Consider the following 21174-nt stretch of genomic DNA (forward strand, 5'->3'; position numbering starts at 1 on the left):
ACGCACACCACTGTCGGCGTGACGTACCCCACCCCGCCACCCCGTTCAAACTCCGTTAACAATGGAATGTGATCTCACCGGTCCCCTCGATGCCCCGGAGCGCCCACCGGCACAGGCCGGAGGCGACTCCCTACGTCGACCTCACCCGAGCCGAGTGGAGCGCGCTGCGCGACAAGACGCCGCTGCCGCTCACCGCCGAGGAGGTGGAGAAGCTGCGCGGTCTGGGCGATGTGATCGACCTGGACGAGGTGCGCGACATCTACCTCCCGCTGTCGCGCCTGCTGAACCTCTACGTCGGCGCGACCGACGGCCTCAGAGGCGCGCTGAACACGTTCCTCGGTGAGCAGGGCTCCCAGTCCGGCACGCCGTTCGTGATAGGCGTCGCCGGCTCGGTCGCCGTCGGCAAGTCCACCGTCGCCCGTCTCCTCCAGGCCCTGCTGTCCCGCTGGCCCGAGCATCCGCACGTGGAGCTGGTCACCACCGACGGCTTCCTGCTGCCGACCAGGGAGCTGGAGGCCCGCGGCCTGATGTCCCGCAAGGGCTTCCCCGAGTCCTACGACCGCCGCGCGCTGACCCGTTTCGTCGCCGACATCAAGGCCGGCAAGAGCGAGGTGACGGCCCCCGTCTACTCGCACCTCATCTACGACATCGTCCCGGAGCAGAAGCTCACGGTCCGCCGCCCCGACGTCCTGATCGTGGAGGGCCTGAACGTCCTCCAGCCCGCCCTGCCCGGCAAGGACGGCCGCACCCGCGTGGGTCTCGCCGACTACTTCGACTTCAGCGTGTACGTCGACGCGAGCGGCGAGGACATCGAGCGCTGGTACCTCAACCGCTTCCGCAAACTGCGCCAGACGGCCTTCCAGGACCCGGACTCGTACTTCCGCAAGTACACCCAGGTCTCCGAGGAGGAGGCCCTGGACTACGCCCGCACCCTGTGGCGCACGATCAACAAACCCAATCTGACCGAGAACATCGCCCCGACCAGGGGCCGCGCCACCCTGATCGTCCGCAAGGGCCCGGACCACAAGGTCCAGCGCCTGCGCCTGCGCAAGCTGTAGCCCCGTCAGGGGCGCGGGGAACTGCGCGACCAGCCACGACGAGAGCCGCGGCCCGCGACGCACAGCCCCCCGCGCCCCGACCCCGCAACATCCCTATCCCAGGGCCGACTTCACCGCATCGGCGAGCCGCGACGCGACCGACCGAGCCTGCTCGATGTCCGCCGCCTCGACCATCACCCGCACCAGCGGCTCGGTCCCGGACGGCCGCAGCAACACCCGCCCCGTGGACCCGAGTTCCCGCTCCGCCTCGGAGACCGCCGCGGCCAGGTCGGCGGAGGTCCGCACCCGCGCCTTGTCCACGTCCGGCACATTGATCAGCACCTGCGGCAACCGCTCCATCACGGACGCCAGTTCACGCAGGCTACGACCGCTCTGCGCGACCCGCGCCGCCAGCAGCAGCCCCGTCAGCGTCCCGTCACCCGTCGTCGCGTGGTCGAGGATGATCACATGCCCGGACTGCTCACCGCCGAGCGCGTACCCGTGCTGCTTCATCTCCTCCAGCACATACCGGTCGCCGACCGCGGTCTGCACCAGCTGGATCCCGGCCTTCTCCATCGCCAGCTTGAAGCCGAGGTTGGACATCACGGTCGCCACCACGGTGTCGGCCCGCAGCGCGGAGCGCTCCCGCATCGCCACCGCCAGCACCGCGAGGATCTGGTCGCCGTCGACCTCCTCGCCGGTGTGGTCCACCGCGAGGCACCGGTCGGCGTCACCGTCGTGCGCGATGCCGAGATCCGCGCCGTGTTCGAGAACCGCCGCCTTCAGCAGCCCGAGATGGGTCGAGCCGCAGCCGTCGTTGATGTTGAGTCCGTCCGGCTCCGCGCCGATCGTGACGACCTGGGCACCGGCCCGGGTGAACGCCTCCGGCGAGACCCCCGCGGCCGCGCCGTGCGCCTCGTCCAGGACGATCTTCAGCCCGTCGAGCCGGTTGGGCAGCACCGACAGCAGATGGCCGACGTACTGCTCGAAACCCTCGTCGTACGGCCGCAGCCGCCCCACCCCGGCGCCCGTCGGGCGCTGCCAGGGCTCGCCGTGCCGGTGGGACTCGTAGACCGCCTCGATCCGGTCCTCCAGCTCGTCGGCGAGCTTGTGACCGCCGCGCGCGAAGAACTTGATGCCGTTGTCCGGCATGGCGTTGTGGCTGGCGGAGAGCATCACACCGAGGTCGGCGCCGAGCGCGCCGGTGAGATGGGCCACCGCCGGCGTCGGCAGCACGCCGACCAGCAGGACGTCCACGCCCGCGCTCGCCAGGCCCGCCGCCACCGCGGCCTCCAGGAACTCCCCGGACGCACGCGGGTCCCGACCGACCACGGCCTTCGGCCGATGGCCCGCGAAGGTACCCGCCTCGGCCAGCACATGCGCCGCGGCCACGGAGAGGCCGAGGGCCATCTCCGCGGTCAGATCCGCGTTGGCGACACCGCGCACGCCGTCCGTGCCGAAGAGTCGTCCCACTTGTCCTCCTGAGGAAGCGTCGATGGCGTAAACGGACGGGCGCCGCAGCGATGGGGGGCGCCTCGCCATCCGATCACACAAGCCTTTGAGCGTCTTGTGTCGTTATACGCCCTTGGCTGGGATAAACGAACGCCCCGACGGCACATGTGGCGTGCCGCCGGGGCGTTCGGAGTACGAGCAGCAGCTCCCGCTGTTTAGCGCTTGCTGTACTGCGGAGCCTTACGGGCCTTCTTCAGACCGGCCTTCTTCCGCTCGACCGCGCGGTCGTCGCGGCGCAGGAAGCCGGCCTTCTTCAGGGCACCACGGTTGTTGTCGACGTCCGCCTCGTTCAGCGCACGGGCGACACCGAGACGGAGCGCACCGGCCTGACCGGAGACGCCGCCACCCGCGATGCGGGCGATGACGTCGTAACGGCCCTCGAGCTCGAGCACCTTGAAGGGCTCGTTGACCTCCTGCTGGTGCACCTTGTTCGGGAAGTAGTCCTCGAGGGTGCGGCCGTTGATCTTCCACTTGCCGGTGCCCGGAACGATCCGGACGCGGGCAATGGCGTTCTTGCGACGGCCCAGGCCGGCGGCCGGCTGGGGCTCGCCGAAGCGGGAGGCCATGGACTCCGAGGTGTACTCACCCTCGACGGGGACCTCGGACTCGGTGGTGTAGCTGTCGATGTCAAGCTCTTCGAGCGGCTGCTCGGCAGTGGTCTCGGCCACGATTCTCCTCAGATTCTCTTCAGCTTTGGGGGTGGCCGGAATTACTGCGCGACCTGGGTGATTTCGAACGGCACCGGCTGCTGGGCAGCGTGCGGGTGCTGGTCACCCTTGTAGACCTTCAGCTTCGAGAGCATCTGACGGCCCAGAGTGTTCTTGGGGAGCATGCCCTTGACGGCCTTCTCGACGGCCTTCTCGGGGTTGTTCGCCAGCAGGTCGTCGTAGCGGACCGCACGCAGACCACCCGGGTAGCCGGAGTGGCGGTACGCCATCTTCTGGGTCCGCTTGTTGCCGGACAGGTGCACCTTGTCGGCGTTGATGATGATGACGAAGTCACCGGTGTCGACGTGAGGCGCGTAGATCGCCTTGTGCTTGCCCCGGAGCAGGGACGCGGCAGTGGTGGCGAGACGACCCAGGACGATGTCCTGAGCGTCAATGACGTGCCACTGGCGCGTCACATCGCCGGGCTTGGGGCTGTACGTACGCACGGTTCGTAGCCTTCGCTTCGAGTGAATGGTCCTGAACAGGTCACCGAAACGATCACGACAGCCTCGACCGCACCGCGGTGACGCAAACCGCGTGCTGATCGCTGGTCATCGGCCCGGTGGACCGGTGTAAGGGCCCGTCCCGTGAGAATGAGCAAGCCAATACACAACGAAGAAGCAGGTTACCTGGCGGGCCCCGGACGGGTCAAAACGAGGCAGGCCGCCCGGCGGGCCGCCGCTCGGTACGCGCCGTGATCCCCCGCGTCTAAGATGCGCCCCATGAGTTATGGGCAGGGGGGACCCCAGTCTCAGTGGGATCCCTGGAAACCGCAATCAGAGCAGCCCCAGCAGCAGCCTCAGCAGCCCTGGAGCGGCGGCGGCGACGAGGGGACACCCGACTGGGCCGCGCTCGCGGACGCCTCGGAGACCCGCGGCAAGCGGCGCAAGCTGCTGTTCATCGGCGGCGGCGCGCTCGCCACGGTCGCCATCGGCGCCGCGGTCGCCCTCGCCGTCGTCTCCGCGGGCGGCCACAACGACGCCTCGGGGCACCCCACCAAGGTGCCCAGCGCCTCGCTGCCCGACGGCTCCCCCACCGCGCCGTCCTTCGCGCCCACCAGCGCCCCGCCGCCGCTGGACCCGAAGGTCTTCATATCCAGCGCCAAGAAGGACACCGCTCCGCTGAGCCCCGCCACCCTGTTCCCGGGCGCGCGGCTCACCATGGGCAGCACGGTGTACAAGAAGGGCGCCACCGGCGACACCACCAGCTGCGCGGCGGCGGCCGGCGGCTCGCTGCCCAAGATCCTCACCGCCGACGGCTGCACCCGGGTGATGCGCGCCACGTACACCAACGGCGACATCGCGGTCACCGTCGGCGTCGCCCTGTTCGACACCGAGGCCCAGGCCACGAAGGCCCGGCAGCAGACGGACGACCACAGCATCGTGCGCGCGCTGGCGGGCAACGGCGTCGCCGCCTTCTGCGACGGCGCGACCTGCCGCTCGACCCGCAACGCCTACGGCCGCTACGCCTACTTCACCCTCGCCGGCTTCACCAACGGCAAGAACGTCACCACCAAGGACACCGCGGTCTTCCGCGCAGGTGACGATGTGGCCGAGTTCACCTTCCAGCAGATCCACCGCCGCGGCCAGGCCCAGGCGTCGGCGGCCGCGAACCGGTAGCTCAGCAGCACCCCGCCGAGGGCAGCGAGCGCTTGTTGCGGGCCTCCTTGTTACGGGCGGCCAGCAGCTCGTCGGCGGGGTAGCCGACCTCTTCGAGGGTCAGCCCGTGCGGTCGTACGACATGGACGGCGGAGTCGCGCACCCCGGCGGCCAGCACCTTTCCGGGCCACTCGGGGCCCCGGTGCCCGTCGCCGACGAACAGCAGCGCGCCGATCAGCGAGCGGACCATGTTGTGGCAGAACGCGTCCGCCCGGACCGTCGCCGTGACGACCCCGTCCGCGCCCCGCACCAGGCTCAGGTCCTGGAGCGTGCGGATGGTGGTCGCGCCCTCCCGCTTCTTGCAGTACGCCGCGAAGTCGTGCTCGCCGAGCAGCGTCCGGGCGGCCTCGTTCATGGCGTCCACGTCGAGCGGCCAGTCGTGCCAGAGCACATGGCCACGCAGCAGCGGGTCCACGCCCCCGGGATTGTCGGTGACCCGGTACGCGTACCGCCGCCAGATCGCCGAGAACCGGGCGTTGAACCCCTCCGGCGCCTCGGTCAGCCGCCAGATCCGCACATCCTTGGAGAGCCGTCCGGCGAGCCGCTTGAGCAGCTTCTCGCGGTGCTCCGCCCACAGCTCGGCCGGCAGATCGACGTGCGCCACCTGCCCGCGCGCGTGCACCCCGGCATCGGTGCGCCCGGCCACGGTCAGCTCGTACGTCTCCTTGGACCGCGTCACCGTGCGCAGCGCGTCCTCGATCTCCCCCTGCACGGTCCGCTTCCCGCCGGCCTGCTTGGCCCAGCCATGGAAATCGGTGCCGTCGTAGGAGAGATCGAGGCGGATACGTACATGCCCGGGCAGCGCTTCGTCACTCACACACAGATCCTCTCAGGTACCAAAAAAGCGGGCCCGCCCCTGGGAAGGGAACGGACCCGCGAACGCGCCCCCGAAGGGGCGCGGGGAACTGCGCGACCAGCCACAACAACAGCCGCAGCCGCCGACGCGCAGTCCCCCGGCAGAACGCTTACGCGTCCTTCGACTCCTCGGCGGGGGCCTCGTCGGCCTCCTTCACCGCGCGCTTCGTCGCGGCCTCGGCCTCGCCGACAGCCTTCTGCTGCACCGTCAGCGCCTCGACCAGCTCGATGACAGCCATGGGCGCGTTGTCGCCACGGCGGTTACCGATCTTGGTGATGCGGGTGTAGCCACCGGGACGGTTCTCGTAGCGCGGGCCGATCTCGGTGAAGAGCGTGTGCACGATGCTCTTGTCCGTGATCACCTGGAGCACCTGACGGCGGTTGTGAAGGTCGCCCTTCTTCGCCTTGGTGACCAGACGCTCGGCGTACGGGCGCAGGCGGCGGGCCTTCGCCTCGGTGGTGGTGATGCGGCCGTGCTCGAAGAGGCTCTTCGCGAGGTTCGCGAGGAGCAGCTTCTCGTGCGCGGCGCTGCCGCCCAGACGGGCACCCTTGGTGGGCTTCGGCATAGTTCTTCTCCTGTGTGTCTGCCCCGGCCGTGTCAGGTACCGGGGTCAGTATCCGAGCAGACGGTTGTCTGTCGGAGACCCGCGCCCCGAAGGGGCGCGGGGAACTGCGCGACCAGCCGCAGCCGGCCGGCAGACGAAATCGAACCCTGAGGCCCGAGTTCCTAGTACTGCTCGGTCTCGACGAAACCGGCGTCCGCGTCGTCGTCCGCGCCAAACGCGTCCGCGGCGGCCGTCGGGTCGAATCCGGGCGGGCTGTCCTTGAGCGCCAGGCCCATGCCGGCCAGCTTCGCCTTGACCTCGTCGATGGACTTCGCACCGAAGTTGCGGATGTCCAGCAGGTCCGCCTCGGAACGCGCCACGAGCTCACCCACGGAGTGGATGCCCTCGCGCTTGAGGCAGTTGTACGACCGAACGGTGAGCTCCAGCTCCTCGATCGGCAGGGCCAGGTCCGCGGCGAGCGCGGCGTCCGTCGGGGACGGACCCATGTCGATGCCCTCGGCGTCGATGTTCAGCTCGCGCGCGAGACCGAACAGCTCGACCAGGGTCTTACCGGCGGAGGCCATGGCGTCACGCGGACGCATCGCCTGCTTGGTCTCGACATCCACGATCAGCTTGTCGAAGTCGGTGCGCTGCTCGACACGCGTGGCCTCGACCTTGTACGTGACCTTGAGAACCGGCGAGTAGATGGAGTCGACCGGGATACGGCCGATCTCCTGGCCCACCTGCTTGTTCTGCACCGCGGAGACGTAGCCGCGACCGCGCTCGACGGTCAGCTCCATCTCCAGCTTGCCCTTGCCGTTGAGCGTGGCGAGGACGAGGTCGGGGTTGTGCACCTCGACACCGGCCGGGGGCGCGATGTCGGCGGCGGTCACCAGACCCGGGCCCTGCTTGCGCAGGTACATCACGACCGGCTCGTCGTGCTCCGAGGAGACGACCAGCTGCTTGATGTTGAGGATCAGGTCGGTGACGTCCTCCTTGACGCCCGGCACGGTGGTGAACTCGTGCAGGACACCGTCGATCCGGATGCTGGTGACAGCGGCACCGGGGATCGAGGACAGGAGGGTACGGCGGAGGGAGTTGCCGAGGGTGTAGCCGAAGCCCGGCTCCAGCGGCTCGATCACGAACCGGGAGCGGAACTCGTCGACGACCTCTTCGGTCAACGAAGGACGCTGAGCGATCAGCATGGTGGAGATCCTTCAGTCAGGGGCGCCCGCTATTTGACGCCCGACTCAGTACTGCAAGGGTACGGGCGGTACGGCTTCCTCACAGAGGCCGTACCGCCCGAAACCGCAAAAAACCAGCGGAGCGCTGCGCGTCAGACGCGGCGGCGCTTCGGCGGGCGGCAGCCGTTGTGCGGGGTCGGGGTGACGTCCTGGATGGAGCCGACCTCGAGACCCGTGGCCTGCAGGGAGCGGATCGCGGTCTCACGACCGGAACCCGGGCCCTTGACGAACACGTCGACCTTGCGCATGCCGTGCTCCTGGGCGCGGCGGGCAGCCGACTCGGCGGCCATCTGCGCGGCGAACGGCGTGGACTTCCGGGAGCCCTTGAAGCCGACGTGGCCGGCGGAGGCCCAGGAGATCACGTTGCCCGAGGGGTCCGTGATCGAGACGATCGTGTTGTTGAACGTGCTCTTGATGTGCGCGTGGCCGTGAGCGACGTTCTTCTTTTCCTTGCGGCGCACCTTCTTGGCAGCGCCCTGACGACCCTTGGGGGGCATCTACAAACTCCTAGAGGGAGGTGGTCGGTCCTACAGCGAAGACCGTGGAATGTGGTCCGCTGCGGACTACTTCTTGCCCGGCTTCTTCTTGCCGGCAATGGCGCGACGCGGGCCCTTGCGGGTGCGGGCGTTGGTGCTGGTGCGCTGACCGCGGACGGGCAGACCGCGACGGTGACGGAGACCCTGGTAGCAACCGATCTCGACCTTGCGGCGGATGTCGGCCTGGATCTCGCGACGGAGGTCACCCTCGGTCTTGATGTTGCTGTCGACGTACTCGCGGATCGCGACCAGCTGCTCTTCGCTCAGGTCACGAACACGGGTGTTCGGGTCGACGCCGGTCGCAGCCAGCGTCTCCTTCGAGAGGGTCCGGCCGATGCCGAACACGTAGGTGAGGGCGACCTCCACGCGCTTTTCGCGCGGGATGTCAACACCGGAAACGCGTGCCATTCAATGGCTCCTGGTGAATCTTCGGAGGTCTTCCGCAGAACCGGCTCCCGGCCGCCGTACCAGGTACGAACCGGGTCCCCGGCCTCCGAGCCGGGGGTGTCGAGCCCATCGGCTCGGGTTCTGCGTATGAACAATTCAGCTCGCGTCGCGCGAAGACTCTGCGATAGAGGTGCAGAGAGGGTGGTCGTGCGTCAGCCCTGGCGCTGCTTGTGGCGCGGGTTCTCGCAAATGACCATGACCCGGCCGTGACGGCGGATCACCCTGCACTTGTCGCAGATCTTCTTGACGCTCGGCTTGACCTTCATGGGGTGAGGTTCTCCGGGTCAGTGCCATCGCACCGGGCGGGCCCGGGGCGCGGGCAAGATCTACTTGTACCGGTAGACGATCCGGCCACGCGTCAGGTCGTACGGAGACAGCTCCACCACGACCCGGTCGTCAGGGAGGATGCGGATGTAGTGCATACGCATCTTGCCGCTGATGTGTGCCAGGACCTGGTGGCCGTTCTGGAGCTCGACCCTGAACATGGCGTTCGGCAGAGACTCGACGACAGTGCCCTCGATCTCGATGGCACCTTGCTTCTTGGCCACGCTTCGCCCTTCGAATCGACTACCTTGATCGACTCCCCTGCTTCCCCTTACGGGTGCATGCGGACATGCGGATGCACGAGAGCCGACGAGTCAGTCTACGTCGGAGGGCCCCGAAACGCGAATCGAGGGAGTCTTCCCCACAAGAGCGACCACTATGCGAGCTCTGTTCACTACGCCAGGGGGTCGGGAGCCGTCGCGATGCCGAACTCCGCCAGCTTCGCCTTGCCGCCGTCGACCGCGGTGAGCACCAGCGGGCCCTCCTCCGTCAGCGCGACGGAGTGCTCCCAGTGGGAGGACCAGGTGCCGTCGGTCGTGATGACCGTCCAGTCGTCTTCCAGGACCTCGGTGCGCGGGGTGCCGAGGGAGACCATGGGCTCGATGGCCAGGCAGAAGCCGGGGACCAGCTTCGGGCCCTTGCCCCGCCGCCGCTCGACGTAGTTCAGCAGATGCGGGTCCATGTGCATCTCGGTGCCGATGCCGTGGCCGCCGTAGTCCTCGATGATCCCGTACTTGCCGCCGCCCGGCTTCGGCTGGCGGCGGATGTACGTCTCGATGGCCCGGGAGATGTCGACCAGCCGGTTGCCCAGCTTCATCGCGGCGATGCCGGCCCACATCGAGCCCTCGGTCACCCGGGACAGCTCGACCAGCTCGGGGGCGTGGCCGGAGCCGACGAAGGCGGTGTACGCCGCGTCGCCGTGCCAGCCGTCCACGATCGCGCCGCAGTCGATGGAGATGATGTCGCCGTCCTTGAGGACGACCTCGTCGGACGGGATGCCGTGCACGACCACGTCGTTCACGGAGGTGCAGATGGTCGCGGGGAAGCCGCCGTACCCCAGGAAGTTCGACTTGGCGCCGTGCTCGGCGAGCACCTTGCGCGCGACCTCGTCCAGGTCCTTCGTGGAGGCGCCGGGCACCGCGGCCTCCCGGGTGGCCGCGTGGATCGCGGCGACGACCAGGCCCGCCGCACGCATCTTGGCGATCTGCTCGGGCGTCTTGATCTGCACCATGGGGGGCCTGCGCTCTCCGTCACTCACGTCGGCTGGGTTTACCTGTACAACACTACGGCCGCGGCGCCCCCGGAAGGGCACCGCGGCCGGAAGGCGGCCGGACTCAGTGGTTCTCGGCCTGCTCGCTCTTCAGCGCCTCCAGGGCGCGCTCGGTGACCTCGTCCACCGGGCCCGTCGCGGAGATCGTACGGACCAGGCCCTGCGACTTGTAGTAGTCGATGATGGGCTCGGTCTGCGTGTGGTAGACCTCCAGGCGCGTACGCACCGTGTCCTCGGAGTCGTCCGCACGCTGGTACAGCTCGCCGCCGCAGATGTCGCAGACGCCTTCCTGCTGCGGCGCGTTGTACGCCACGTGGAAGACGTGCGAGGAGTCCTTGCGGCAGATCCGGCGGCCGGCGATGCGCTTGACCACCTCGTCCTCGGGGGCCTCCAGGTCCAGCACCGCGTCGAGCGTCATCTTCTCGGTGCGCAGCAGCTCGTCCAGCGCCTCGGCCTGTGCGACGTTCCGCGGGAAGCCGTCGAGCAGGAAGCCGTTCACGGCGTCCGGCTGCTCCATGCGGTCCTTGGCCATGGCGATGGTGACCTCGTCGGGCACGAGGTTGCCGGCGTCCATGTAGGACTTCGCGAGCTTGCCCAGCTCGGTCTGCCGGCTGATGTTGGCCCGGAACAGGTCGCCCGTGGAGATGTGCGGGACGGCCAGCTTCTCAGCGAGCCGGACGGCCTGCGTTCCCTTACCGGCACCGGGCGGCCCGACGAGGACGATACGCATCAGCGGAGGAACCCTTCGTAATTGCGCTGCTGGAGCTGGCTCTCGATCTGCTTCACCGTCTCGAGACCGACACCCACGATGATGAGGATGCTGGTGCCGCCGAAGGGGAAGTTCTGGCTTGCTCCGAAGCCGACCAACGCCATTGTCGGTACGAGAGCGATCAGACCCAGATACAGCGAACCCGGCCAGGTGATCCGGTTGAGCACGTACGACAGGTACTCAGCGGTCGGTCGGCCAGCCCGGATGCCCGGGATGAAGCCACCATACTTCTTCATGTTGTCGGCGACTTCTTCGGGGTTGAAGGAGATCGCCACGTAGAAGAACGCGAAGAAAACGATGAGCAAGAAGTACGCAGTGATGTAAACCGGGTGGTCACCCTTGGTGAGGTTCGTCTGCACCCACTGCTTCCAGCCCGAGTTGCCGCCCGCGAACTGGGCGACCAGGGCCGGGATGTACAGCAGGGACGAGGCGAAGATGACCGGGATCACACCCGCCTGGTTCACCTTGAGCGGGATGTACGTGGACGTACCGCCGTAGGACCGGCGCCCGATCATCCGCTTCGCGTACTGGACCGGGATGCGGCGCTGGGCCTGCTCGACGAAGACCACGAGCGCGACCATGACCAGGCCGACCAGGATCACGGTGCCGAACTCGATCCAGCCGCCGGCCAGGGTGCCCTGCTTCTTGATGGCCCACAGCGCGGACGGGAACGTGGCGGCGATCGAGATGAACATCAGGATCGACATGCCGTTGCCGATGCCGCGGTCGGTGATCAGCTCGCCGAGCCACATCACCACCGTGGTGCCCGCGGTCATGCAGATGACCATGGTGATGGTCGTGAAGATCGCCTGGTCCGGCACGATGCTGGTGGCCACCGAGCAGCCGCTGAACAGCGCGCCGCTGCGGGCGGTGGCGACGAGGCCGGTGCCCTGCAGGATCGCGAGGGCGAGGGTGAGGTATCGGGTGTACTGCGTGATCTTCGTGGTGCCGGCCTGGCCCTCCTTCTTGAGGGCTTCGAGGCGCGGGATGACCACGGTCAGCAGCTGAAGAATGATGCTGGCCGTGATGTACGGCATGATGCCGAGCGCGAAGACCGTGATCTGCAGCAGCGCACCGCCGCTGAACATGTTCACGAGGCCGAACAGGCCCTGGTTGGCCCCGGCCTCGCTCACGCACTGCTGGACGGCCTTGTAGTTGACGCCGGGGATCGGAATGTGGGTACCCACGCGGTAGGCCACGATGATGCCCAGCGTGAAGAGCAGCTTCTTGCGCAGGTCGGGCGTCTTGAACGCCCGGGCGAACGCGGTGAGCACGGTGCCTCCTGCGACCCCCGCGCAACTGCGTCAAGGGTGACGGTCTGAGGTTCGACGAATACGAGTGAGAACAGTGTTGGCCACCTTACCGGCGACCATGCCCCCCTTGGAACGACCAACCGGGGATACCTCATTGTGAGGTACCCCCGGTCGGGATCGTTTACGTCATCGAGGCGTCGTCCGAAGGACTCAGACGAGCTCGGTGACCGTACCGCCGGCGGCGGTGATCTTCTCCTTGGCGGAGCCGGAGACGGCGTCGACCGTCACCTGCAGCGCCACGGAGATCTCGCCCTGGCCGAGGACCTTGACGAGGCTGTTCTTGCGAACGGCACCCTTGTCGACGAGGTCCTGGACGGTGACCTCTCCACCCTGCGGGTAGAGCGCGGCCAGCTTGTCCAGGTTCACGACCTGGTACTCGGTCTTGAACGGGTTCTTGAAGCCCTTGAGCTTCGGGAGACGCATGTGGAGGGGCATCTGGCCACCCTCGAAGCGCTCCGGAACCTGGTAACGGGCCTTGGTGCCCTTGGTACCACGACCGGCCGTCTTACCCTTCGACGCCTCACCACGACCGACACGGGTCTTCGCGGTCTTGGCGCCCGGGGCGGGACGGAGGTTGTGGATCTTGAGCGGGTTCTGCTCCGCCATGATCAGTCGACCTCCTCGACCGTCACGAGGTGGCGGACGGTGTGCACCATGCCGCGGAACTCGGGGCGGTCCTCCTTGACGACCTGCGTGTTGATGCCCTTGAGACCAAGGGAGCGCAGGGTGTCACGGTGGTTCTGCTTGCTGCCGATGTAGGACTTGACCTGCGTGATCTTGAGCTGAGCCATCACGCACCCGCCCCGGCACGCGCACGCAGCAGGGCAGCGGGGGCAACGTCCTCCAGAGGCAGACCGCGGCGGGCCGCGACCTCCTCCGGACGCTGCAGACCCTTGAGGGCCGCCACCGTGGCGTGCACGATGTTGATCGCGTTGTCGGAGCCGAGCGACTTCGACAGGATGTCGTGGATACCGGCGCACTCGAGCACGGCGCGCACCGGACCACCGGCGATAACACCGGTACCCGGGGACGCGGGCTTGAGCAGCACGACGCCGGCAGCCTTCTCACCCTGGATCGGGTGCGGGATGGTGCCCTGGATACGGGGGACCTTGAAGAAGTGCTTCTTGGCCTCCTCAACACCCTTGGCGATGGCGGCCGGCACCTCCTTGGCCTTGCCGTAACCGACACCGACGGTGCCGTCACCATCGCCCACCACGACCAGCGCGGTGAAGCTGAAGCGACGACCACCCTTCACTACCTTGGCGACACGGTTGATCGCGACGACGCGCTCGACGTACGCGGTCTTCTCGGCGGCAGCAGCGCCGCCGTCACGGCCCTTCCGGTCCCGCCGCTCGCCGCCACCGGCACCGCCTCCGCGGCGCTGGGGTCCAGCCATTGGATTACCTCTCTCTTTCCGCTAGCTACAAGCGGCTCAGAACTTGAGCCCGGCCTCGCGGGCGGCGTCCGCCAGGGCGGCGATGCGCCCGGCGTACTGGTTGCCACCACGGTCGAACACGACGGCCTCGACGCCCGCGGCCTTGGCCCGCTCGGCGACCAGGGCGCCGACCTGCTTGGCCAGCGTGGACTTGTCGCCCTCGCCACCGCGGATCGAGGTGTCCAGCGTGGACGCCGACGCGAGGGTGTGACCCTTCAGGTCGTCGATCACCTGCGCCACGATGTGGCGGTTGGAGCGGGTCACGACCAGACGGGGGCGCTCCGCCGTACCGGACACCCGCTTGCGGATCCGGATGTGACGGCGCTTGATCGCGGCGCGCTTGTAGGCGTCGCCCTTGAGGATCTTCTGCCCGTATGCCATGGCTTACTTACCCGCCTTTCCGACCTTGCGGCGGATGACTTCGCCCTCGTACTTGACGCCCTTGGCCTTGTACGGGTCAGGCTTGCGCAGCTTGCGGATGTTGGCCGCAACCTCGCCGACCTTCTGCTTGTCGATGCCCTCGACCTGGAAACGGGTCGGGGTCTCCACCTTGAAGGAGATTCCCTCAGGCGCCTCGACCAGGATCGGGTGGCTGTAACCGAGAGCGAACTCCAGGTTGGAACCCTTGGCGGTCACTCGGTAACCGACACCGCTGATCTCGAGCTTCTTCACGTAACCCTGGGTCACGCCGGTGATCATGTTCGCCACCAGCGTGCGGGACAGGCCGTGCAGGGCCTTGTTCTGACGCTCGTCGTTGGGGCGCGTCACCTGCAGGGTGCCGTCCTCGCCCTTGGCGATGTCGATCGGTGCCACGACGGTGTGGGTCAGCTCGCCCTTGGGGCCCTTGACCTTGACCGTGCGGCCGTCGATGGTGACGTCCACGCCGGCGGGAACCGCGATGGGGAGCTTGCCGATTCGCGACATAGCTGTTTCCTCCGTTCCCTTCTGCTACCAGACGTAGGCGAGGACTTCCCCACCCACGCCCTTCTTGCCGGCCTGCTTGTCGGTGAGGAGACCGTGCGACGTGGAGATGATCGCCACGCCGAGGCCGCCCAGCACCTTGGGCAGGTTGGTGGACTTCGCGTACACCCGGAGACCGGGCTTGGAGATCCGCTTGATGCCCGCGATGGAGCGCTCACGGTTCGGGCCGAACTTCAGCTCGAGGACGAGGTTCTTGCCGACCTCGGCGTCCTCGGTCTTCCAGCCCGTGATGAAGCCCTCCTGCTGGAGGATCTCCGCGATGTGCGACTTGATCTTGGAGTGCGGCATCGACACCGAGTCGTGGTAAGCCGAGTTCGCGTTCCGCAGACGCGTAAGCATGTCTGCGATCGGATCAGTCATGGTCATGAATTGGCCTGTGGCCTTTCTCGCCGGGGTTTCCTATATGCGCCATCCCTCTCCCCGTACTGGGACGGGACGGGTGCGGCGCGGGGACCTACGGCGTAGTAAGTCGTTCAGGGCGGCAGAGGCCCAACCCTCCTAGCCTAAGCCATGAGAGTCGGCACCTCCGCCGTCCCGGTTGCTTACCGAGAGGTCCAGGTAGCCCTAAAAGTGGGGACTACCAGGAGCTCTTGGTCACGCCCGGCAGCTCGCCACGGTGAGCCATCTCACGAAGGCACACGCGGCACAGGCCGAACTTGCGGTACACGGAGTGGGGGCGGCCGCAGCGCTGGCAGCGGGTGTAGCCACGCACACCGAACTTGGGCTTGCGAGCAGCCTTAGCGATCAGAGCCTTCTTCGCCATCTCGCTCACGCCTCCTTGAACGGGAAGCCGAGGTGACGAAGGAGCGCGCGGCCCTCAGCGTCGTTGGTCGCCGTGGTGACCACGGTGATGTCCATACCCCGGACGCGGTCGATCTTGTCCTGGTCGATCTCGTGGAACATGACCTGCTCCGTGAGACCGAAGGTGTAGTTGCCACGGCCGTCGAACTGCTTGGGGGACAGGCCGCGGAAGTCGCGGATGCGCGGGAGCGCCAGCGACAGGGTGCGGTCCAGGAACTCCCACATGCGGTCGCCACGGAGCGTGACGTGGGCACCGATCGGCTGACCCTCACGCAGCTTGAACTGCGCGATGGACTTCCGGGCCTTGGTGACGGCCGGCTTCTGACCGGTGATCGTGGTGAGGTCGCGGATGGCGCCCTCGATCAGCTTGGAGTCGCGGGCGGCGTCGCCCACACCCATGTTGACCACGATCTTGACGAGGCCGGGGATCTGCATGACGTTCTCGTACTTGAACTCGTCACGCAGCTTGCCGGCGATCTCGTCGCGGTACTTCTGCTTCAGACGCGGAGTGGTGGTGGTAGCCATCAGATGTCCTCACCCGTCCGCTTGGCAACGCGGATCTTGTTGCCCTCTTCGTCGAAGCGGTAGCCGACACGAGTGACGACCTTCTCGCCGTCCTTCTCCACGACCAGCTGGACGTTGGAGACGTGGATCGGCGCCTCGGTGGTCACGATGCCGCCGGCCTGGGAGCCACTGGCGGTCGGACCGGCCTTCGTGTGCTTCTTGACCCGGTTGACACCCTCGACCAGGACACGCTCGTCGCGCGGGTAAGCGGCAATGACCTTGCCCTGCTTGCCCTTGTCCTTACCGGTGATGACCTGGACCAGGTCGCCCTTCTTGATCTTCATGCTTACAGCACCTCCGGCGCGAGCGAGATGATCTTCATGAACTTCTTCTCGCGCAGCTCACGGCCGACCGGGCCGAAGATACGGGTGCCGCGAGGGTCGCCGTCGTTCTTCAGAATGACGGCGGCGTTCTCGTCGAAGCGGATGTACGAGCCGTCCGGACGGCGGCGCTCCTTGACGGTGCGAACGATGACCGCCTTGACGACGTCACCCTTCTTCACGTTGCCACCGGGGATCGCGTCCTTGACGGTGGCGACGATGACGTCACCGATGCCCGCGTAGCGGCGACCGGAGCCACCGAGCACACGGATGCAAAGGATTTCCTTCGCACCAGTGTTGTCGGCGACACGCAGTCGCGACTCCTGCTGGATCACGTCTATCTCCTGAATGTCTGCCGGTTCCCCGGGGGCCGCTCAGCTGAACGGCCCCCGGAGCCTGGCGGAACTGTCCTGCGAGGGGCGCCCCGCAGGAACCTACTTTTGGAATTCCCTTGCGGGAATTACCTACTTGGCCTTCTCGAGGATCTCGACGACGCGCCAGCGCTTCGTGGCGGACAGCGGCCGGGTCTCCATGAGGAGGACACGGTCGCCGACACCCGCGGCGTTCTGCTCGTCGTGCGCCTTGAGCTTGTTCGTACGGCGGATGACCTTGCCGTACAGCGCGTGCTTCACACGGTCCTCGACGGCGACGACGACGGTCTTGTCCATCTTGTCGCTGACGACGAGACCCTCACGGGTCTTGCGGAAGCCGCGGGCCTCTGCGTTCTCAGTCACGTTCTTCTCGCTCATCAGGCGTTCTCCACCGTTTCGATGCCCAGCTCACGCTCGCGCATCAGGGTGTAGATCCGCGCGATGTCCTTGCGGACCGCCTTCAGACGGCCATGGTTCTCGAGCTGCCCCGTCGCCGCCTGGAAGCGGAGGTTGAACAGCTCTTCCTTGGCCTCGCGGAGCTTCGCAAGAAGCTCCTCGTTGCCCAGCTCGCGCAGCTCGGACGCCTTGGTACCGGCCGACATCACGCTTCACCTGCCTCGCGCTTGACGATCCGGCACTTCATCGGCAGCTTGTGGGCCGCACGAGTCAGCGCCTCACGGGCGATCTTCTCGTTGGGGTACGACAGCTCGAACATGACGCGTCCGGGCTTGACGTTGGCGATCCACCACTCCGGAGAACCCTTACCGGAACCCATGCGGGTCTCGGCGGGCTTCTTGGTGAGCGGACGGTCCGGGTAGATGTTGATCCAGACCTTGCCGCCACGCTTGATGTGGCGGGTCATCGCGATACGAGCCGCCTCGATCTGGCGGTTCGTGACGTAGGCCGGGGTCAGCGCCTGGATGCCGTACTCGCCGAACGCAACCTGCGTGCCACCCTTGGACATACCGTCGCGCTTCGGGTGGTGCTGCTTGCGGTGCTTGACCCTACGGGGGATCAGCATGTCGGTCAGGCCTCCGTTCCGGTGCTCTCAGCCGGAGCGGCGGCGGGAGCCTCGGCCTTGGGGGCCTCGGCGCCGGCAGCCTGCTGCGGCTTGCGACCGCGCCGCTCGCCACCACGGCCACCACGGGCCGGGCGGTCGGCACCGCCACGGGCCGGGCGGTTACCCGCACGGGCCGCAGCGTTCTCGGCGCGGACCTCGGCGATGTTCTTGACGTCGCCCTTGTAGATCCAGACCTTCACACCGATGCGGCCGAAGGTCGTCTTGGCCTCGAAGAAGCCGTAGTCCACGTTCGCGCGGAGCGTGTGCAGGGGCACACGGCCCTCGCGGTAGAACTCCGAGCGGGACATCTCGGCGCCACCGAGGCGGCCACCGCACTGGATCTTGATGCCCTTGGCGCCCGCCTTCATCGCCGACTGCATGCTCTTACGCATGGCACGGCGGAAGGAGACACGGGAGGAGAGCTGCTCGGCGACGGCCTGGGCCACCAGCTGAGCGTCCGTCTCCGGGTTCTTGACCTCAAGGATGTTGAGCTGAACCTGCTTGCCGGTCAGCTTCTCCAGGTCACCGCGGATGCGGTCGGCCTCGGCGCCGCGGCGGCCGATGACGATGCCCGGACGAGCGGTGTGGATGTCCACACGGACACGGTCACGGGTGCGCTCGATCTCAACCTTCGAGATGCCGGCGCGCTCCATGCCGGACGTCATCATCCGACGGATGGCGACGTCTTCCTTGACGTAGTCCTTGTACAGCTTGTCGGCGTACCAACGCGACTTGAAGTCGGTCGTGACACCGAGCCGGAACCCATGCGGGTTAACCTTCTGGCCCATTACCGGGTTCCTTCCTTGCTGCTGACGACCACGGTGATGTGGCTGGTCCGCTTGCGGATCCGGTAGGCACGGCCCTGGGCACGCGGACGGAACCGCTTCAGGGTCGGGCCCTCGTCGACGTAGGCCTCGGAGATGACCAGGCTGTCGACATCGGTGTGGTCGTAGTTGTGCGCGGCATTGGCAATGGCGCTGTCCAGCACCTTGCCGACCGGAACCGAGGCTGCCTGCGGGGCGAATCGCAGAACAGCCTGGGCCTCCGTGGCGTCCATGCCACGGATGAGGTCCACCACACGGCGGGCCTTCATGGGCGTGACGCGGATGTACCGCGCCTGGGCCCTGGCTTCCATGGTTGTCCCTTCAGAGTTACTTACTTGTCTGAATGCGATCCGCGATTAGCGGCGCTTCGACTTCCGGTCGTCCTTGACGTGGCCGCGGAAGGTGCGCGTCGGCGAGAACTCGCCGAGCTTGTGGCCGACCATCGACTCGGTGACGAACACCGGGATGTGGGTCTTGCCGTTGTGCACCGCGATCGTGTGGCCGAGCATGGCCGGGACGATCATCGAGCGACGGGACCAGGTCTTGATGACGTTCTTGGTGCCGGCTTCGTTCTGCGTGTCCACCTTCTTGATCAGGTGGTCGTCGACGAAGGGCCCCTTCTTCAAGCTACGAGGCATCTCAACCCGTCCTTAGCGCTTCTTGTTCGTCTTGCGGCGGCGGACGATGTACTTGTTCGACGCCTTCTTGGGCGAACGAGTACGGCCTTCCTTCTTGCCCCACGGGGACACGGGGTGACGGCCACCGGAGGTCCGGCCCTCGCCACCACCGTGCGGGTGGTCGACCGGGTTCATGACGACACCACGGACGGTCGGGCGAACGCCCAGCCACCGCTTACGGCCGGCCTTACCCCAGTTGATGTTGCTCTGCTCGGCGTTGCCGACCTCACCGACGGTGGCGCGGCAGCGGACGTCGACCAGGCGGATCTCGCCGGACGGCATGCGCAGGTGGGCCATGGAGCCCTCCTTCGCGAGCAGCTGCACGGAGGCACCGGCGGAGCGGGCGAACTTGGCACCGCCACCGGGACGGAGCTCGATCGCGTGGATCGTGGTACCGACCGGGATGTTGCGGAGCGCCAGGTTGTTGCCCGGCTTGATGTCGGCCCCGGGACCGTTCTCGACGCGGTCACCCTGCTGCAGGTTGCGCGGGGCGAGGATGTAGCGCTTCTCGCCGTCGGCGTAGTGCAGCAGCGCGATGCGCGCGGTGCGGTTGGGGTCGTACTCGATGTGCGCGACCTTCGCCGGCACGCCGTCCTTGTCGTGCCGACGGAAGTCGATCACACGGTAGGCGCGCTTGTGTCCGCCACCCTGGTGGCGAACGGTCACACGACCGGCGTTGTTACGGCCGCCCTTGCTGTGCAGGGGACGGACCAGCGACTTCTCCGGCGTGGACCGCGTGACCTCGACGAAGTCGGCGACGCTGGCGCCACGACGGCCCGGCGTAGTCGGCTTGTACTTGCGGATTCCCATTTCTCAGTCCTCGTCCGATATCGGACGATCCGGACCGCCCTTAGGCGGTCGGACCGCCGAAGATGTCGATACGGTCGCCCTCGGCGAGGGTCACGATCGCGCGCTTGGTGGCGGCACGCTGACCGAAGCCGGTCTTCGTGCGCTTGCGCTTGCCCTGGCGGTTGATCGTGTTGACCCCGGTGACCTTGACGTCGAAGACCGCCTGGACGGCCTGCTTGATCTGGGTCTTGTTGGCGTTCGGGTCGACGATGAACGTGTACTTGTTGTCGTCGAGGAGCGCGTAGCTCTTCTCCGAGACGACCGGCTTCAGCAGGACGTCACGGGGGTCCGTGTACGACTTGCTCAGCGGCGTCTCGACGGTGTTCTTGCCCTCGGTGGCGTGGCGACGCGCCTTGGCGACGCGCGCGGCCTTGGCGGCCTTGGCGGCCTTCGAGGCAATAGCGGGGTGACGGATAGCCATCAGGCCTCGCTCCCTTCGGTGTCAGCGGCCTTGGGGCCAGACACGAAGGACTCGAAAGCGGCCTGGGTGAAGACCACGTCGTCCGAGACGAGAACGTCGTACGTGTTCAGCTGGCCCGGCTCCAGGATGTGGACCTGGGGCAGGTTGCGGGCGGACAGCCACGCGGCCTCGTCGGAGCGGTCGGCGACCAGGAGCAGGTTCTTGCGCTCCGAGATCTTGCCGAGCAGGCTCTTCGCGGCCTTGGTGGAGACCTGGCCCTCGACCACGCCGGCGACGACGTGGATGCGGTTGTGACGCGCCCGGTCGGTGAGGGCACCGCGCAGGGCGGCGGCCTTCATCTTCTTCGGGGTGCGCTGCGAGTAGTCACGCGGCACGGGACCGTGCACGACGCCACCACCGGCGAACTGCGGCGCGCGGGTCGAACCCTGGCGGGCGCGACCGGTGCCCTTCTGGCGGTAAGGCTTCTTGCCACCACCGCGGACCTCGCCACGCGTCTTGGTCTTGTGCGTGCCCTGACGGGCCGCGGCCAGCTGCGCGACGACGACCTGGTGGATCAGCGGGACGCTGACCTTGGCGTCGAAGATCTCCGCGGGGAGCTCGACCGAACCGGCCTTCTCGCCCGCCGGCGAAAGGATGTCAACAGTGCTCATCGGT

The 21174-nt window shown here is 67.4% G+C and carries 34 protein-coding genes; 2 read left to right on the plus strand and 32 right to left on the minus strand.

Annotation, left to right across the window (positions count from 1 at the left end; genetic code table 11):
• The first annotated feature begins 89 nt into the window (after positions 1-89).
• Positions 90-1058 (plus strand): type I pantothenate kinase, encoded by a 969-nt coding sequence (coaA, locus tag AB0N90_RS20430; RefSeq protein ID WP_361676796.1) that lies wholly within the window; start codon positions 90-92, stop codon positions 1056-1058.
• A 93-nt stretch (positions 1059-1151) separates the two neighbouring features.
• Here the strand turns inward: coaA and glmM are convergent, their stop codons facing one another.
• From glmM to rplM, 3 genes are all read right to left on the minus strand, one after another.
• Complete coding sequence (glmM, locus tag AB0N90_RS20435; protein ID WP_361676599.1) at positions 1152-2510, minus strand: phosphoglucosamine mutase; 1359 nt, start codon at positions 2508-2510, stop codon at positions 1152-1154.
• A 194-nt stretch (positions 2511-2704) separates the two neighbouring features.
• Positions 2705-3217, minus strand: a complete 513-nt coding sequence (rpsI, locus tag AB0N90_RS20440) for a 30S ribosomal protein S9 (protein ID WP_010036632.1) — start codon at positions 3215-3217, stop codon at positions 2705-2707.
• 41 nt (positions 3218-3258) lie between these two features.
• On the minus strand, positions 3259-3702 hold the full coding sequence (gene rplM, locus AB0N90_RS20445; protein WP_361676607.1) for a 50S ribosomal protein L13: 444 nt from the start codon (positions 3700-3702) through the stop codon (positions 3259-3261).
• 276 nt (positions 3703-3978) lie between these two features.
• Between rplM and AB0N90_RS20450 the strand changes: the two genes are divergently transcribed.
• Positions 3979-4875: a hypothetical protein gene (locus AB0N90_RS20450; protein WP_365198482.1), complete on the plus strand. Its 897-nt coding sequence runs from the start codon at positions 3979-3981 to the stop codon at positions 4873-4875.
• Position 4876: 1 nt separating this feature from the next.
• On the opposite strand, the gene truA is transcribed toward AB0N90_RS20450, so the two are convergent.
• From truA to rplD, 29 genes are all read right to left on the minus strand, one after another.
• Positions 4877-5731, minus strand: a complete 855-nt coding sequence (gene truA / locus AB0N90_RS20455; RefSeq protein WP_361676614.1) for a tRNA pseudouridine(38-40) synthase TruA — start codon at positions 5729-5731, stop codon at positions 4877-4879.
• A gap of 148 nt (positions 5732-5879) precedes the next feature.
• Complete coding sequence (gene rplQ / locus AB0N90_RS20460) at positions 5880-6335, minus strand: 50S ribosomal protein L17 (protein ID WP_365198485.1); 456 nt, start codon at positions 6333-6335, stop codon at positions 5880-5882.
• A 161-nt stretch (positions 6336-6496) separates the two neighbouring features.
• A complete protein-coding gene (locus tag AB0N90_RS20465) occupies positions 6497-7519 on the minus strand; it encodes a DNA-directed RNA polymerase subunit alpha (RefSeq protein WP_003966937.1) in 1023 nt (340 codons plus the stop codon).
• 131 nt (positions 7520-7650) lie between these two features.
• Complete coding sequence (rpsK, locus tag AB0N90_RS20470) at positions 7651-8055, minus strand: 30S ribosomal protein S11 (RefSeq protein ID WP_003956432.1); 405 nt, start codon at positions 8053-8055, stop codon at positions 7651-7653.
• A gap of 66 nt (positions 8056-8121) precedes the next feature.
• Complete coding sequence (rpsM, locus tag AB0N90_RS20475) at positions 8122-8502, minus strand: 30S ribosomal protein S13 (RefSeq protein WP_037657579.1); 381 nt, start codon at positions 8500-8502, stop codon at positions 8122-8124.
• Positions 8503-8693: 191 nt separating this feature from the next.
• Positions 8694-8807, minus strand: coding sequence for a 50S ribosomal protein L36 (gene rpmJ, locus AB0N90_RS20480; RefSeq protein ID WP_003998809.1), 114 nt, complete (start codon positions 8805-8807; stop codon positions 8694-8696).
• 60 nt (positions 8808-8867) lie between these two features.
• On the minus strand, positions 8868-9089 hold the full coding sequence (gene infA / locus AB0N90_RS20485) for a translation initiation factor IF-1 (protein ID WP_004927214.1): 222 nt from the start codon (positions 9087-9089) through the stop codon (positions 8868-8870).
• Between the two features lie 170 nt (positions 9090-9259).
• Positions 9260-10096, minus strand: a complete 837-nt coding sequence (gene map / locus AB0N90_RS20490) for a type I methionyl aminopeptidase (RefSeq protein WP_365198610.1) — start codon at positions 10094-10096, stop codon at positions 9260-9262.
• A gap of 103 nt (positions 10097-10199) precedes the next feature.
• On the minus strand, positions 10200-10865 hold the full coding sequence (locus AB0N90_RS20495) for an adenylate kinase (RefSeq protein WP_365198488.1): 666 nt from the start codon (positions 10863-10865) through the stop codon (positions 10200-10202).
• Positions 10865-12178, minus strand: a complete 1314-nt coding sequence (gene secY / locus AB0N90_RS20500) for a preprotein translocase subunit SecY (protein ID WP_085566122.1) — start codon at positions 12176-12178, stop codon at positions 10865-10867. The genes AB0N90_RS20495 and secY overlap by 1 nt, the downstream gene beginning before the upstream one ends.
• A gap of 189 nt (positions 12179-12367) precedes the next feature.
• Positions 12368-12823, minus strand: a complete 456-nt coding sequence (gene rplO, locus AB0N90_RS20505) for a 50S ribosomal protein L15 (protein ID WP_037657572.1) — start codon at positions 12821-12823, stop codon at positions 12368-12370.
• 2 nt (positions 12824-12825) lie between these two features.
• Positions 12826-13008, minus strand: coding sequence for a 50S ribosomal protein L30 (gene rpmD, locus AB0N90_RS20510; RefSeq protein WP_003974250.1), 183 nt, complete (start codon positions 13006-13008; stop codon positions 12826-12828).
• A complete protein-coding gene (gene rpsE, locus AB0N90_RS20515) occupies positions 13008-13613 on the minus strand; it encodes a 30S ribosomal protein S5 (RefSeq protein ID WP_007494753.1) in 606 nt (201 codons plus the stop codon). The genes rpmD and rpsE overlap by 1 nt, the downstream gene beginning before the upstream one ends.
• A 36-nt stretch (positions 13614-13649) precedes the next feature.
• A complete protein-coding gene (gene rplR / locus AB0N90_RS20520; protein WP_085566121.1) occupies positions 13650-14033 on the minus strand; it encodes a 50S ribosomal protein L18 in 384 nt (127 codons plus the stop codon).
• Between the two features lie 3 nt (positions 14034-14036).
• Entirely contained in the window at positions 14037-14576 is a 540-nt protein-coding gene (gene rplF / locus AB0N90_RS20525; RefSeq protein WP_037657566.1) for a 50S ribosomal protein L6, read from the minus strand.
• A gap of 24 nt (positions 14577-14600) precedes the next feature.
• Positions 14601-14999: a 30S ribosomal protein S8 gene (gene rpsH / locus AB0N90_RS20530; protein WP_037657563.1), complete on the minus strand. Its 399-nt coding sequence runs from the start codon at positions 14997-14999 to the stop codon at positions 14601-14603.
• 211 nt (positions 15000-15210) lie between these two features.
• The gene (locus AB0N90_RS20535; protein ID WP_003948630.1) at positions 15211-15396 is read right to left on the minus strand and encodes a type Z 30S ribosomal protein S14; all 186 of its coding nucleotides are present in this window, start codon (positions 15394-15396) and stop codon (positions 15211-15213) included.
• Positions 15397-15401: 5 nt separating this feature from the next.
• Complete coding sequence (gene rplE, locus AB0N90_RS20540; RefSeq protein WP_037657562.1) at positions 15402-15959, minus strand: 50S ribosomal protein L5; 558 nt, start codon at positions 15957-15959, stop codon at positions 15402-15404.
• Positions 15959-16282, minus strand: coding sequence for a 50S ribosomal protein L24 (gene rplX, locus AB0N90_RS20545; protein ID WP_037657560.1), 324 nt, complete (start codon positions 16280-16282; stop codon positions 15959-15961). Before rplX ends, rplE begins: the two co-directional genes overlap by 1 nt.
• 2 nt (positions 16283-16284) lie before the next feature.
• Positions 16285-16653 (minus strand): 50S ribosomal protein L14, encoded by a 369-nt coding sequence (gene rplN / locus AB0N90_RS20550; protein WP_003998823.1) that lies wholly within the window; start codon positions 16651-16653, stop codon positions 16285-16287.
• A 129-nt stretch (positions 16654-16782) separates the two neighbouring features.
• On the minus strand, positions 16783-17067 hold the full coding sequence (gene rpsQ, locus AB0N90_RS20555) for a 30S ribosomal protein S17 (protein WP_018543912.1): 285 nt from the start codon (positions 17065-17067) through the stop codon (positions 16783-16785).
• Positions 17067-17291, minus strand: a complete 225-nt coding sequence (gene rpmC, locus AB0N90_RS20560) for a 50S ribosomal protein L29 (RefSeq protein ID WP_007494763.1) — start codon at positions 17289-17291, stop codon at positions 17067-17069. The genes rpsQ and rpmC overlap by 1 nt, the downstream gene beginning before the upstream one ends.
• On the minus strand, positions 17291-17710 hold the full coding sequence (gene rplP / locus AB0N90_RS20565) for a 50S ribosomal protein L16 (protein ID WP_046418010.1): 420 nt from the start codon (positions 17708-17710) through the stop codon (positions 17291-17293). The genes rpmC and rplP overlap by 1 nt, the downstream gene beginning before the upstream one ends.
• A gap of 5 nt (positions 17711-17715) precedes the next feature.
• Positions 17716-18537 (minus strand): 30S ribosomal protein S3, encoded by an 822-nt coding sequence (gene rpsC, locus AB0N90_RS20570; protein WP_014674374.1) that lies wholly within the window; start codon positions 18535-18537, stop codon positions 17716-17718.
• The gene (rplV, locus tag AB0N90_RS20575) at positions 18537-18884 is read right to left on the minus strand and encodes a 50S ribosomal protein L22 (protein WP_026252021.1); all 348 of its coding nucleotides are present in this window, start codon (positions 18882-18884) and stop codon (positions 18537-18539) included. The genes rpsC and rplV overlap by 1 nt, the downstream gene beginning before the upstream one ends.
• Positions 18885-18929: 45 nt before the next feature.
• Positions 18930-19211 carry a 30S ribosomal protein S19 gene (gene rpsS, locus AB0N90_RS20580; RefSeq protein WP_003974263.1) on the minus strand — a complete coding sequence of 94 codons (282 nt, stop codon included), beginning with the start codon at positions 19209-19211 and terminating at the stop codon, positions 18930-18932.
• Between the two features lie 12 nt (positions 19212-19223).
• Entirely contained in the window at positions 19224-20060 is an 837-nt protein-coding gene (gene rplB / locus AB0N90_RS20585; protein WP_030811669.1) for a 50S ribosomal protein L2, read from the minus strand.
• A gap of 40 nt (positions 20061-20100) precedes the next feature.
• Positions 20101-20520, minus strand: coding sequence for a 50S ribosomal protein L23 (gene rplW / locus AB0N90_RS20590; RefSeq protein ID WP_037657557.1), 420 nt, complete (start codon positions 20518-20520; stop codon positions 20101-20103).
• The gene (gene rplD / locus AB0N90_RS20595; RefSeq protein ID WP_128791312.1) at positions 20520-21170 is read right to left on the minus strand and encodes a 50S ribosomal protein L4; all 651 of its coding nucleotides are present in this window, start codon (positions 21168-21170) and stop codon (positions 20520-20522) included. Before rplD ends, rplW begins: the two co-directional genes overlap by 1 nt.
• Positions 21171-21174: the final 4 nt, after the last annotated feature.

This window comes from Streptomyces sp. NPDC093018 (assembly GCF_040684035.1).
Taxonomy (GTDB): domain Bacteria; phylum Actinomycetota; class Actinomycetes; order Streptomycetales; family Streptomycetaceae; genus Streptomyces; species Streptomyces murinus.